Genomic DNA, 12,422 nt, shown 5'->3' with positions numbered 1-12,422 from the left:
CAATACATATGCAAAACGGAATTATCATCCTCGATTTTGGATCACAATACAATCAACTCATCGGACGAAGAATCCGCGAAATGGGCGTTTACTCAGAAGTCCTTCCTTTCAATACTCCTTTAGCAGAAATCTTAGAGCGCGAACCATCCGGAATTATTCTTTCTGGTGGACCAAGTTCTGTAAATGCAGAAAATGCACACTTAGTTGATAAAGCACTTTTTGAACAAGACATTCCTGTCCTTGGGATTTGTTATGGAATGCAATTAACAACTCACTTGTTAGGCGGAAAAGTAAGAAAAGGAGAAAAAGGAGAATATGGAAAAGCAAAATTAGAAATTCAGAAATCGAATCAGTTTCTATCTGGCGTAAGTCGTTTTTCTACCGTTTGGATGAGCCATTTCGATGAAGTAGAAACACTTCCGGAAGGGTTTGTCATCAACGGAATGACGGATGTTATTTCTGCGATTTCAAATGAAGCTAAGAAAATCTACTGCGTCCAATTCCACCCAGAAGTTTCTCACACTGAAGAAGGAACCAGAATGATGGAGAACTTTGTATTCAATGTGTGTAAATCACCAAAAAACTGGAAACTCACTAATTATATCGACGAAACAATCGCTGATATTAAAGAAAGAGTAGGCGATCAAAAAGTAATCCTCGGACTTTCTGGAGGCGTTGATTCTTCTGTAGCTGCTGTTTTAATTCATAAGGCGATTGGTGATCAGTTGCAATGTATCTTCGTAGATACCGGACTTTTAAGAAAAGACGAAGGCAAAAAAGTAATGGAAAATTACGGCGAACATTTCAACTTAAAAATTAAAATGATTGATGCTTCCGAAAGATTCCTATCCAAATTGGCTGGCGTTTCAGATCCGGAAGAAAAAAGAAAAGCGATCGGAAACGAATTCGTTGCGGTTTTCGATGAAGAATCTAAGAAAATCGAAGGTGCTAAATTTTTAGCACAAGGAACAATTTACCCAGATGTGATTGAAAGTCAGTCTGTAAAAGGACCTTCTTCTGTCATTAAATCTCACCACAATGTAGGCGGACTTCCAGAAGAAATGGATTTCGAATTGCTTGAACCTTTGCGTGAACTCTTTAAAGATGAGGTTCGCAAAGTAGGAGAGGAACTCGGTATTCCACATCATTTGGTTCACCGTCATCCGTTCCCGGGACCTGGATTAGGAATCAGAATTCTTGGAGCAGTCGATGAAGAGAAAGTAAGAATCTTACAGGAAGCCGATGATATTTTCATCGAAGAATTATACAAGAATGATTTATACGATAAAGTTTCTCAGGCGTTCGTCGTTTTACTTCCAGTGAAATCTGTAGGCGTAATGGGCGACGAAAGAACATATGAATACACAGCGGTTGTACGTTCAGCGAATACGACTGATTTCATGACCGCAACCTGGAGCAGACTTCCGTACGAATTTTTGGATACCATTTCCAATAGAATTATCAATGAAGTTCGCGGGATTAACCGTGTTGCTTATGATATCTCAAGTAAACCACCGGCAACGATCGAGTGGGAATAATTTGGAACTTTCTCAAAAATATAATATGATAAATATTCCCCTTTTTTAAATAATTGGGGAATACTTTTTGAACCTTATTCTAAAACTTTTTTATGTTCGATAAACAACAGAGAAAACTGAAACGTTCCGCAAAATTGATTTCCATTTTTAGTAAATATGGATTCAAAGATATTTTAGCCAGAATGAATCTCGCCAAAAATAATGAACCTTCCGTTGATGAAAATGAAATCGTTTTGACTAATTCTGTTTACGAAAGAATTAGAATGACTTTAGAGGAATTGGGACCAACTTTTGTGAAATTAGGTCAGGCATTTTCCAGCCGTGAAGATTTGCTACCGACGGACTTAATTCTGGAATTGCAGAAACTTCAGGATAAAGTGGAAGAAGTTGATTTGAATCTGGAAGAGATTTTAGAGCAGGAATTCAATATTTCACCTTATGAACATTTTAAAGAGATTCAGAAAAAGCCAGTCGCCACAGCGTCGATTGCGCAAGTTTATAAAGCTATTTTAAATGACGGTTCCGAAGTAATTCTAAAAGTTAAAAAACCAAATGTTCAGGAAATTATTCAGGATGATTTATTGTTGATTCACGATTTGATAAAAGTGATTTCAACGTATTCTGATATTGGAGTGAGATTCAATTTAAAGAGTGCAATTTCTACTTTTGAAAAATCTTTGCTGGAAGAAATTTCATTAACCAACGAAAAGAATAATATTCAACAGTTCGCCTTAAACTTTAAAAATAATAAGGAAACGTATGTTCCGAAAGTCTATGAGGAGTTTTGCAGCAATAATATTCTTTGCATGGAATTTATTGATGGCTTAAAAATCACCGATAAAGAAGCACTTTTAGAAAACGAAATAAATCCAGTGAAAATTTCGGAAGTTGGTTTACGGCTTTTTGTTTCACAAATTCTAGATTACGGATTTTTTCACGCCGATCCGCACGCGGGAAATATTCTAATAACGAAAGATGGGAAAGTTGTTTTCATTGATTTCGGTGCAGTAGGAAAAATTCAACCCAATGATAAAGAAATTCTGGAACAATTAATCGTTGCTTTTGTATCAAAGAATGCTGCTAAGATTGTTAAAAATTTGAAGAAAATGGCAGTGAGTTATGAGATTCCCGATGAAAAGGAGTTTCAAAATGATGTAGAAGAGGTACTTAATTTCGTTCATCATACTTCTTTGCAAAATATCGACGTTCCGAAATTGGTTGGTAAAATGATACACACTTTAAAAAATAACCGACTGAATATGCCGGACTATTTATACTTGCTTTTGAAAGGTATTAGTTTAATTGAAGGCGTCGGAAGAAGTATTAATCCTAATTTGGATATTGTAAAAAGTCTGCGGCCTTTCACTAAAAAAATCATCTTTAATAAAATTTCTCCTGAAAAACTAGTCAAATCTGGATCTCAGAAACTATTGAATCTAATTGATAATGTGGAGGAAATACCGAAAGAATTACGCTCACTTCTTGAAAAATTAGACGAGAATAAATTTACTATTACCAGCGAAATAAAAGATCTTGAAAAGACGCATCAATTAATTAAATCGAGTATTGTTAATCTGGTTTTAACACTGGTTTTATGCTCCAATATTATTGCCACTGCGATTCTTTGGAATTCTGAAAGAGCATTACATATGGGAGACATTACGCTTTTGATTATCTTAAGTGTTATATTTTCAGTTGTTCTGGCGATTGTTCTTTTTTTAAGATTATTAAAAAGATAATTCTGCTTTATAAATAAAAAATTAGATATATTCTAATCCTCTCAAAAAAACTATCTTTGCAAAATGGAAAAAATGACCTTTGCCGATTTCGATCTTCCCGAAAAAATTCTTGATGTTTTAGCGGATTCTAATTTATTTGAACCGACACCGATTCAATTAAAAACTTTGAGCCCGATTCTTTCAGGTAGAGATGTGATGGGAATTGCACAAACCGGTACCGGAAAAACTTTGGCATATCTACTTCCAGTTCTCAAAACCTGGAAATATAATAAGACTGGAAATCCAACTGTTCTTATCCTTGTTCCAACGCGTGAACTGGTTGTTCAGGTTGCTGGAATTGTTGAGAATTTAACTAAAAACATTACCGCCAGAGTAATCGGAATCTACGGTGGAAAAAATATTAAAACTCAAAAATTACTTTTTGCTGACGGTTGCGATATTTTAGTCGGAACTCCTGGTAGAGTAATGGATTTGGCGATTGACAATGCAATTTCTTTAAAAGAAGTTCAGAAATTAATCATCGATGAATTTGATGAAATGCTGAATTTAGGCTTCAAAGCTCAGTTGACGCATATTTTCCAAATGATGAAAGAGAAAAGACAGAATATTCTTTTTTCTGCAACCATGACAGAAGCAGTTGATGCTTTATTATATGAGTATTTCTCCGGGCCAATGGAAATTTCCCTGGCAAAGTCAGGAACGCCATTAGAAAAAATTGAACAAATTGGTTATAAGGTTGAAAACTTTAATACCAAAATAAATCTCCTTGAACATTTATTAAAAACAGACGAAGAATTTTCGAAAGTTCTTATTTTCTGTAATAATAAGAAACACGCTGATTTATTGTATACCAAGATCGAAGAATTATTCCCGGATCAATTCGATGTGATTCACTCTAATAAATCGCAGAATTATCGTTTGAATGCGATGCGAAGTTTTGAGAAACAGCAAGTTCGTGGTTTGATTACGACGGATATTATGGCGCGTGGTTTAGATATCTCAGATATTACCCACGTTATCAATTTCGAAATTCCTGAAGTTCCGGAACAGTATATCCACAGAATTGGCCGTACTGGTCGTGCAGATAAAAATGGTATTGCCGTTTCTTTCGTTACTAAAAATGAAGATACGCAGCTATTGGATATTGAAATTTTAATGGACAAGTCGGTAATCATGAAAGATTTCCCTATTGAAGTTAAAATTAATCCAGTAAAAATCGCTTCTGAAAAAGATGAGGTGGTGATGAAAAATGCACACACTGTAAAATTAGAAGAAGGTGGTGGCGCATTTCACGAGAAAAAAGACAAGAACAAAAAAGAAAACTGGGGCGGTCCTCATGCGAGAAAAATTCCAAAGAAAATTGGAGCCAACCGAGCACAGGAAAAAGCGAAATCAAAAGCCAAGAGAAAGAAATAAAAATAGAAATCCGGAAATATATTTTCGGATTTTTTATTTGAAGTATTGTTGCGGTTTTTTTATCACGAACCTAAAAGAAATTGGGTAAGATGTTATCAATTTGCAGGAAATTATTTTACAGATTGATTAAAGTGATTTTTGTATCAGTGGAAGGATATTGAGTTTTCTGTGATAAGAAGAAATGCCTGAAGTTATAGCCGCGATGGAAGCGGCATCTCTCCCGTTTCCGAGAATTCGGAACGGGAGGATACAGCGGACAGCGGGACGGGATTTGTAAGAAGCGAAGGTTTTATTGCTCCTTATTGAAAAGCTGATTATTTGATTTTTTCTAAATTATCAGTTTATAATTTTCCTCCCGAAGATTTGACACTGATTCTTGTCTATTTACAAACTAAGCATAAAAAAAAGCAACTCGATTGAGTTGCTTTAATTTTGTCTGGAAAATGATTATTTTCTTAATCCTAATTCAGCGATAATAGCTCTATATCTAGTAATATCTTTTTTCTTAAGATAATCTAAAAGCGCTTTTCTTTTACCTACTAAAAGTACCAAAGAACGCTCAGTTGCGTAATCTTTGTGGTTCTTTTTCAGGTGACCTGAAAGGTGGTTAATTCTGAAAGTAAAAAGGGCTACTTGTCCTTCTGCGCTTCCTGTGTCTGCGTCAGACTTTCCATGTTTTGCGAAGATTTCTTTCTTCGTGTCAGTTGTTAAGTACATTCCAATATTGTTTTAATGATTATTATGTAACGGGTGCAAAAGTACAACTATTTATTTAATCTTAAAAGCACTATTGCTTTTATAAATCAGAAATCTATAAATAAATGTTAAAATAATCTTAAAATTATATTGCTTATGTTGCTGGATGGCAGTATCTTTGCATTACCAAAACCATGAAACAAATTTATTTAATTAGAACACACTTTACAATACTATTGCTGTTAACAGCTTACTGTGCGCTCCCAGCACAAAGTGTGCTATTAAATAGAGAAGCAAAAATCTATAAAGTTCTATATTTTAATCCCGAAGTTTTTCCTGATATCGAAGAAATAAAAGAGCCAACTTATTCTGCTTTTTTCTCAGCATTGTCAGATCATTTGAGTACTTCTAAAAGTAGTAAATTACTCCGTGTTGATTATGATATTCCTTACGAAGACTCAGAAAAAAACATGATTGCAGAGTTTTGTGAAAACAATAATGCGCAATATGCGGTAGTGCCGAAAGTGAAATATTTTAAGGTTGGGTTTGGGAAATATGTTTTTTCGAATCAGGTAATTGTAAGCATGAAAGTTTACAATGCGGAAGGTGATTTACTTGCCGAAACTTCTTATGATACATACAAAAAGAACGGTCGACTTCTTGGTTCTGCCGAAAACTCCATCAAAATCGGAACAGACGGTGCGCTGAAAAACATCAATAAAATTCTTCGTAAAAAATACCGTTTAACGGTTGATGCTACCACACAATTCGAGATGTTTCCGGAGGAGAATTTTTCTTATAATTAAAGGTGTTTTATTTGAAATTGTATTATTTTAAATATTTTCTATGTTTTTAACTAACACTTTTTTCAAGTTCATATAACCTGGTTTTTTGAAATTTTAGATGATTAATTTCTGAATTTGGTTCTTCCAAACTAGGAAGATTCTCATAAAGCTTGTCGATTAATTTTTCTATACCAGGAGTTTGCTGATCAATAAATTCGTACTTTTTATTTTCAGTGATGATTTCAATACCTGTCTGTTCATCATTTAGAACTGGAATTCGAAGTGAATTAACGGTGATGATTTCTGACCATTTTATCAATTCCATGGATTTTCCTTTCTTGATATAAAATCCGTCGTGCATATATTGAAACATGCCATCGAAATCGTGTAATTTATCCATCTTCTTTTCAAGTGAATCATAATCTCCTTTTTCATCTGACGAATAAAGTTTTGCTCCTGCGAAGCAAACAATTACAAAAGAAGAAAACACGATGATGTATGAAATTCCTTTACTGTCAAAAACAGGGTAGTAAAAATAAACCCCTACAACCATTAAACAGCATAAAATTATTAAATTTTTCATTTCAAAAGTGGGTGAATTATTTTGCTGTTAGAGTTTATTTTTGAAAATTAAACCTACGACTTTTCCCCCATTTTCTTCGCCAGTCTTTCGGCCAAATCTTCAATATCATCTTTTCTCGCTAACTGCTCAACCCAATTTAATGGAATGGTATCAAAACCATAAAGTAAGCCGGCAAGTCCACCTGTTATTGCAGCAGTTGTGTCAGTGTCTTCTCCTAAATTCACGGCTTTTAATGTGGCGTCTTTATAATTATCCATGTTGAGTAAACACCAAATGCTGGCTTCTAAAGAATGAAGAACATAACCGCTGCTGGAAATTTCATGCTCTGCTAATTCGGAAATATCATCTTTTAAAAGTCGATTAAAAAATGAGATTTCATACTGATCAATTGAAAGTGACTTTAAAAAGTTTGGGATTTCGGTTTGTAGTTTTTGATAGATTTCGAATTTCTCTTTTCCTAATAGAATTTCTCTCGCAAATTCAAGGTAATAAAAACAGGAAATTACCGACCGAATGTGTCCGTGAGTTATTGAAGAAACTTTTTTCATGATTTCATAACGTTCAAAAATCGGTAAATTCTTTATATAAAATAGAAGGGGTAAAATACGCATCAAAGATCCATTTCCATTGGAGGAAGCGTCAGTACTTCCAGCGAATTCAGCTTGTTTTCCATGAGCAATTTTGTTGATGGCTTCTCTAGTCGCAATACCGATATCGAAAACTTCACCGCGGGCTGTCCACAAATTTTCGTGATACCATTTTACAAAGTTTTGTCCGATGCGGTGTAAATCAAAATCGTGCGTAAGTGCTTCTGCCAAACAAAAAGTCATCGAACTGTCATCCGAGAAAGTTCCAGGAGGTAAGTTATAGGTTCCGTAACCAATCATGTCGGTCACAGGTTTTTGAAGAATAGTTTCTCGGCTTTTGAATTCTACGGGAACACCGAGCGCGTCTCCGATGGCGACACCGAATAAAGCGGATTTGATTTTGTAATGGAAGTCTGTCATTTTTAATTGATCTTGTGTTTGTAAATGGTATTCTCAAATATAAAACTCTTCTTTTGATTTTAAAAATTTATTGAGATGGTATTTCAAAATCATGGGAAATAAAAAACTGCTCTTTATTCTAGCCCGATCGCAGTGAAAATCCTTTTTTTTTCCTAAAAAAAGATTGCAACGGAGAGCGGGATCGAAATTTCAAAGAAAATTTAATCTCATTGCTCCCAAAAAACGAAATTATAAATGTTTGATTTTCAATTTAATAAACGATACAAACGGATACAAACGATATTAAGCGGTTCATTACCGACTAATTTTTGAAAGCTGATGAACCTTTGCAACAGAGATTCGAGATAGATCAGTGAGACTCGATTCTAATGTTTAATTATAAAATCTAAAGCCATGTCACTAAGAAACAAAGTTACCTTAATCGGTAGAACAGGAAAAGACGTCGAAATCGTACAATTCGAGAACGGAAAATTAGCGAAAGTTAGTTTAGCAACCAGCGATTATTACACCAACGCCATGGGTGAAAAAGTAGAAGAAACGCAATGGCACAACTTAGTATGCAACGGAAAATTAGCCGACCTCATGGAAAAGTATGTGGAAAAGGGCAAGGAAATCGCAGTTGAAGGAAAAATCGTGTACCGAAATTATGACGATAAAGAAGGGCAGAAACGATATATTACAGAAGTTCGTATTGATCAACTTGTCCTTCTGGGTAGTAAATAGGTGGGTAGTAAGCCGGATTTTATCCCATGGGATTCGGCTTGCTTTTCATTTTTAAATTAAAACTAAAAACTAAAAACCATGAAAATTCAAATATTTAAAATACGATTGTCAGACGAATTTATTTACGCTGACCAAAAAGCGCTCGATCGTTTTCTACAGGAAAATAATGTTTTAAAATACGAAACTGCCTTTGTGAAAGAGGACGAAAGTTATTGGTCGGTTGTTCTTTATTTCGAAGAGTTGAAAATACAGGTCAACGAAGCAAAGCCCGAAAAATATAGTGCTGCGCAAGAAGAACTCAGTCAGGATGAAATGAAAATTATGGATTCGCTGAAATTATGGCGTTCCGAAAAAGCGAGAGAAAAAAGTTTGCCTGTGTATTTGATTGCTACCAACAAAGAACTTTTTTCGATTGCAAAATATAAACCTGCGAAAAAAGAAGAGTTGCTGGACATCAAAGGTTTCGGTAAATATAAAATTGAAAATTACGGTGAAGAAATCATTGAGATTTTAGAAACGGTTTAAAAACACAAACTCTATATATTTTCACAAAAGCCGAAGAAATTTTTCTTCGGTTTTTTGATTGGTAAATTAAAACTAGCGATATTTTATAATGGTAATAATTCATCAAGTTTTTTTAAATTTATAAAATGGAAATTAATATTAGAAAAATTCAGCAGTCAGATAATAAATTGTTAGCAACAATAATACGCAGTTGCTTTCATGATTTTAATGTTGCTACCCAAGGAACTGTTTATGACGATCCAACAACAGATCATTTATCAGAATTGTTTAAAGAAGAAAATTCAGCATTGTTCGTAGCCGAAGTAGATGGAGAATTATGTGGTTGCTGTGGCATTTTTCCAACCGAAGGTTTACCAGAAAGATGTGGCGAACTTGTTAAATTTTACATCGCTAAAGATTTTCGAGGAAAAGGTTTGGGTAAAAAGTTAATGGAAGAAAGTATTGAGTTTGCAAAAAAGTCAGGTTATCAATCAATTTATATAGAAAGTTTACCCGAATTTTCTACCGCAGTTTCCATCTATGAAAAGCAAGGTTTTACTTACCTGGAAAAACCATTAGGCAATTCAGGACATAGCGGCTGCAACCTTTGGATGATCAAGCATCTTTAGGAACTTAGATTAATAATTTTGTATTTTTGCAGACTGACAAAAGTATATTGCCAGCATAATTACTCATTACTTATTATTCATTACCCATAACTATGAAGCCAAGTTTAGCAAAAGGAACCCGAGATTTTTCCGCCGAAGAAGTTTACAGAAGAAAATTTATCATCAATATTTTACAAAAGAATTTTGAATTGTTTGGTTTTCAACCATTAGAAACTCCAAGTTTCGAAAACCTTTCTACTTTAACCGGAAAATATGGTGAAGAAGGAGATCGTTTGATTTTTAAGATTTTGAATTCCGGTGATTATGCTTCGAAGACAAAAGACGAAGATTGGTCGGCTAAAAATTCGCAGAAACTGATTTCGCAGATTTCGGAAAAGGCGCTACGTTACGACTTAACCGTTCCTTTTGCAAGATATGTTGCCATGAACCACGGACAAATGACTTTCCCTTTTAAGCGGTATCAAATCCAGCCGGTTTGGCGCGCGGATCGTCCACAGAAAGGGCGTTACCGTGAATTTTATCAATGTGATGCTGATGTCGTAGGAAGTGTAAGTTTGTGGCAGGAAGTAGAATTGGTTCAATTATATTTAAAGTCTTTTGCAGAATTAAATGTTAAGGTTGTACTTCATTTAAACAACAGAAAAATTCTTTCCGGTTTAGCAGAATTTGCCGGAATTTCTGATCAACTAATTGATTTCACCGTCGCCCTTGACAAACTCGATAAAATTGGTAAAGAAGGCGTTGTTAAAGAACTTCTAGAAAAAAACATCAATCAGGAATCATTCAATAAATTAGATTTTCTCTTTACTCAAAGTGAAAATGCTCTTGAGAATTTAGCACAGTTAAAAGAGAAATTTAAAGGAAATGAAATCGGAACGAGTGGAGTAGAAGAGTTGGAATTTGTTCTGACGAAATCTCTTGAATTAGGAATTTCCGAAGAAAGTTTAAAATTTGATATCACTTTAGCCAGAGGACTCGATTATTACACCGGCGCCATTTTCGAAGTGAAAGCCACAGATGTTGCCATGGGTTCCATTGGCGGCGGCGGTCGTTATGACAACTTAACCGAAGTTTTCGGCGTGAAAAATATTCCGGGAATTGGAGTTTCTTTTGGTCTGGACCGAATTTATTTGGTGATGGAAGAACTGGGATTGTTTCCTGAAGATTCTGTAAATACCGTTCAATATCTTTTTGCCAATTATGGTGAAAACGAATCTTTGGCCGCGATGAAAATTATTGGTCAACTTAGAGCAAACGGAATTTCTGCAGAACTCTATCCGGAATCTGCAAAATTGAAAAAACAATTTACCTACGCTGAAAAGAAAGGAATTCCTAACTTAGTTTTCTACGGTGAACAAGAAATTTCTGAAGGAAAAATTACCGTTAAGAATTTGAAAACGGGTGAACAGATTATTCAGACGACAGAAGAGTTTTTGGGATAGTGAACAATTAACCGTGTCAAGGTTTAAAACCTTGACACGGTTGCTGAATGATAATTTAAGCCGCTCAATATTATACAGTTAGAACGTATTCAGAAGAATTAAACTCTCAAAAAAATGTGGTGGATTTACGCTTTATTATCGGCTTTCTTTGCTGCACTAACTGCGATTTTCGCTAAAGTCGGCGTAGAAAATGTAAACTCGAATTTGGCGACTGCCATTCGAACAGTTGTTGTTTTAGTCATGATTTGGATGATTGTTTTCTTCCGAAATGAATATAAAGCAATCGGCGAATTATCTTCAAGAAACTGGATTTTTCTTACCATCTCAGGATTTGCAACCGGATTTTCCTGGATCTTCTATTTTAAAGCATTACAAATGGGCGAAGTTTCAAAAGTTGCCGGCATCGATAAACTCAGTTTGGCTTTGACCATTATTTTTGCAGTGATTTTTTTAGGAGAAACTTTAACTTGGAAAACAGCAGTTGGAGCATCATTAATAATCGCTGGAACTCTATTTTTAATTTGGAAATAATGGAAAACTATCTCGACATCAATCGCAAATTATGGAATGCAAAAGTCGATTCGCATTTAAAGTCTGATTTCTATTTTGTAGACGAGTTTTTAAAAGGCCGAACTTCTTTAAACTCAATTGAATTAGATCTTTTAGGAGATATTAAAGATAAAAAAATCTTGCATCTTCAATGTCATTTCGGACAGGATTCTATTTCACTTTCTCGATTGGGAGCAAAAGTTACAGGAATCGATTTGTCAGATAAATCCATTGAAGCAGCAAAAGATTTAGCCAAGAAATGCGGAACAGATACCGAATTCATTGTTTCAGATGTTTACGATTTACCTAATGTTTTGCATGACAAATTCGATATTGTTTATACGACTTACGGAACAATTGGTTGGCTTCCCGACTTACAGAAATGGGCCGAAGTCATTTCAAAATTCCTAAAACCCGGCGGCAAATTAATCTTCGTGGAATTTCATCCGGTCGTTTGGATGTACGATAATGATTTCACTTTTGTGCAATACAGTTATTTTAATGATCAACAGATTATAGAAACCAACGATGGAACTTATGCCGACCGAACTGCAGATTTGGCCAATGAAGAAGTAAGTTGGAATCATTCCCTGTCCGAAGTTCTGACCAGTCTGTTAGATGAAAATCTGCAACTGCAATCTTTTCAGGAATACAATTGGTCGCCGTATCCATGTTTCCGCCATATGGAAGAAATCGAAAAAGGAAAATATCAAATTCCCCAGTTTGGAAATAAAATACCGCTCGTTTACTCTCTCGTCGCCGAGAAAAAATAAAGCCCAAAATTTTGCTTTTAAATCACAAAAATTTGTAT

13 protein-coding genes are annotated in these 12,422 nt (G+C 34.8%); 10 read left to right on the top strand and 3 right to left on the bottom strand.

The window, feature by feature from the left end; translation table 11 throughout:
• Window positions 1-8 precede the first annotated feature (8 nt).
• From guaA to Q73A0000_RS08280, 3 genes are all read left to right on the top strand, one after another.
• Window positions 9-1,538 carry a glutamine-hydrolyzing GMP synthase gene (gene guaA, locus Q73A0000_RS08290; RefSeq protein ID WP_193813578.1) on the top strand — a complete coding sequence of 510 codons (1,530 nt, stop codon included), beginning with the start codon at window positions 9-11 and terminating at the stop codon, window positions 1,536-1,538.
• Window positions 1,539-1,630: 92 nt separating this feature from the next.
• Window positions 1,631-3,277: an AarF/UbiB family protein gene (locus Q73A0000_RS08285; protein ID WP_193813577.1), complete on the top strand. Its 1,647-nt coding sequence runs from the start codon at window positions 1,631-1,633 to the stop codon at window positions 3,275-3,277.
• Between the two features lie 63 nt (window positions 3,278-3,340).
• Window positions 3,341-4,693, top strand: a complete 1,353-nt coding sequence (locus tag Q73A0000_RS08280) for a DEAD/DEAH box helicase (RefSeq protein WP_193813576.1) — start codon at window positions 3,341-3,343, stop codon at window positions 4,691-4,693.
• A gap of 447 nt (window positions 4,694-5,140) precedes the next feature.
• Here Q73A0000_RS08280 and rpsO read toward each other — a convergent pair whose 3' ends face one another.
• Window positions 5,141-5,410 carry a 30S ribosomal protein S15 gene (gene rpsO, locus Q73A0000_RS08275; protein WP_193813575.1) on the bottom strand — a complete coding sequence of 90 codons (270 nt, stop codon included), beginning with the start codon at window positions 5,408-5,410 and terminating at the stop codon, window positions 5,141-5,143.
• A gap of 173 nt (window positions 5,411-5,583) precedes the next feature.
• Here rpsO and Q73A0000_RS08270 point away from each other — a divergent pair, with 173 nt between their 5' ends.
• Window positions 5,584-6,195 carry a pyruvate decarboxylase gene (locus tag Q73A0000_RS08270; protein WP_193813574.1) on the top strand — a complete coding sequence of 204 codons (612 nt, stop codon included), beginning with the start codon at window positions 5,584-5,586 and terminating at the stop codon, window positions 6,193-6,195.
• Between the two features lie 46 nt (window positions 6,196-6,241).
• On the opposite strand, the gene Q73A0000_RS08265 is transcribed toward Q73A0000_RS08270, so the two are convergent.
• Both Q73A0000_RS08265 and Q73A0000_RS08260 read right to left on the bottom strand, forming a co-directional pair.
• Window positions 6,242-6,757: a hypothetical protein gene (locus Q73A0000_RS08265; RefSeq protein WP_193813573.1), complete on the bottom strand. Its 516-nt coding sequence runs from the start codon at window positions 6,755-6,757 to the stop codon at window positions 6,242-6,244.
• A gap of 53 nt (window positions 6,758-6,810) precedes the next feature.
• Entirely contained in the window at window positions 6,811-7,764 is a 954-nt protein-coding gene (locus Q73A0000_RS08260) for an ADP-ribosylglycohydrolase family protein (protein WP_193813572.1), read from the bottom strand.
• 393 nt (window positions 7,765-8,157) lie between these two features.
• Here Q73A0000_RS08260 and Q73A0000_RS08255 point away from each other — a divergent pair, with 393 nt between their 5' ends.
• The 6 genes from Q73A0000_RS08255 to Q73A0000_RS08230 all read left to right on the top strand — a co-directional run bounded on the left by Q73A0000_RS08255 (window position 8,158) and on the right by Q73A0000_RS08230 (window position 12,384).
• Window positions 8,158-8,487 (top strand): single-stranded DNA-binding protein, encoded by a 330-nt coding sequence (locus Q73A0000_RS08255; RefSeq protein ID WP_193813571.1) that lies wholly within the window; start codon window positions 8,158-8,160, stop codon window positions 8,485-8,487.
• Between the two features lie 78 nt (window positions 8,488-8,565).
• Window positions 8,566-9,012: an HRDC domain-containing protein gene (locus Q73A0000_RS08250; protein ID WP_193813570.1), complete on the top strand. Its 447-nt coding sequence runs from the start codon at window positions 8,566-8,568 to the stop codon at window positions 9,010-9,012.
• Window positions 9,013-9,137: 125 nt separating this feature from the next.
• Complete coding sequence (locus Q73A0000_RS08245; RefSeq protein WP_193813569.1) at window positions 9,138-9,620, top strand: GNAT family N-acetyltransferase; 483 nt, start codon at window positions 9,138-9,140, stop codon at window positions 9,618-9,620.
• Between the two features lie 92 nt (window positions 9,621-9,712).
• Complete coding sequence (hisS, locus tag Q73A0000_RS08240) at window positions 9,713-11,062, top strand: histidine--tRNA ligase (RefSeq protein ID WP_193813568.1); 1,350 nt, start codon at window positions 9,713-9,715, stop codon at window positions 11,060-11,062.
• Window positions 11,063-11,176: 114 nt separating this feature from the next.
• Complete coding sequence (locus tag Q73A0000_RS08235; RefSeq protein ID WP_193813567.1) at window positions 11,177-11,593, top strand: EamA family transporter; 417 nt, start codon at window positions 11,177-11,179, stop codon at window positions 11,591-11,593.
• Window positions 11,593-12,384 carry a class I SAM-dependent methyltransferase gene (locus Q73A0000_RS08230; RefSeq protein WP_193813566.1) on the top strand — a complete coding sequence of 264 codons (792 nt, stop codon included), beginning with the start codon at window positions 11,593-11,595 and terminating at the stop codon, window positions 12,382-12,384. Before Q73A0000_RS08235 ends, Q73A0000_RS08230 begins: the two co-directional genes overlap by 1 nt.
• Window positions 12,385-12,422: the final 38 nt, after the last annotated feature.

The sequence above is a fragment of the Kaistella flava (ex Peng et al. 2021) genome (assembly GCF_015191005.1).
In the GTDB taxonomy this organism is placed as follows: domain Bacteria; phylum Bacteroidota; class Bacteroidia; order Flavobacteriales; family Weeksellaceae; genus Kaistella; species Kaistella flava.
Note: the sequence above shows the minus strand (reverse complement) of the source record. Positions and strands in the feature narration are given on the sequence as shown.

Coding starts and splice junctions, on each gene's coding strand:
- guaA (WP_193813578.1), top strand. CDS start 9: ATGCAAAACGGAATTATCATCCTCGATTTTGGATCACAATACAATCAA.
- Q73A0000_RS08285 (WP_193813577.1), top strand. CDS start 1,631: ATGTTCGATAAACAACAGAGAAAACTGAAACGTTCCGCAAAATTGATT.
- Q73A0000_RS08280 (WP_193813576.1), top strand. CDS start 3,341: ATGGAAAAAATGACCTTTGCCGATTTCGATCTTCCCGAAAAAATTCTT.
- rpsO (WP_193813575.1), bottom strand. CDS start 5,410: ATGTACTTAACAACTGACACGAAGAAAGAAATCTTCGCAAAACATGGA.
- Q73A0000_RS08270 (WP_193813574.1), top strand. CDS start 5,584: ATGAAACAAATTTATTTAATTAGAACACACTTTACAATACTATTGCTG.
- Q73A0000_RS08265 (WP_193813573.1), bottom strand. CDS start 6,757: ATGAAAAATTTAATAATTTTATGCTGTTTAATGGTTGTAGGGGTTTAT.
- Q73A0000_RS08260 (WP_193813572.1), bottom strand. CDS start 7,764: ATGACAGACTTCCATTACAAAATCAAATCCGCTTTATTCGGTGTCGCC.
- Q73A0000_RS08255 (WP_193813571.1), top strand. CDS start 8,158: ATGTCACTAAGAAACAAAGTTACCTTAATCGGTAGAACAGGAAAAGAC.
- Q73A0000_RS08250 (WP_193813570.1), top strand. CDS start 8,566: ATGAAAATTCAAATATTTAAAATACGATTGTCAGACGAATTTATTTAC.
- Q73A0000_RS08245 (WP_193813569.1), top strand. CDS start 9,138: ATGGAAATTAATATTAGAAAAATTCAGCAGTCAGATAATAAATTGTTA.
- hisS (WP_193813568.1), top strand. CDS start 9,713: ATGAAGCCAAGTTTAGCAAAAGGAACCCGAGATTTTTCCGCCGAAGAA.
- Q73A0000_RS08235 (WP_193813567.1), top strand. CDS start 11,177: ATGTGGTGGATTTACGCTTTATTATCGGCTTTCTTTGCTGCACTAACT.
- Q73A0000_RS08230 (WP_193813566.1), top strand. CDS start 11,593: ATGGAAAACTATCTCGACATCAATCGCAAATTATGGAATGCAAAAGTC.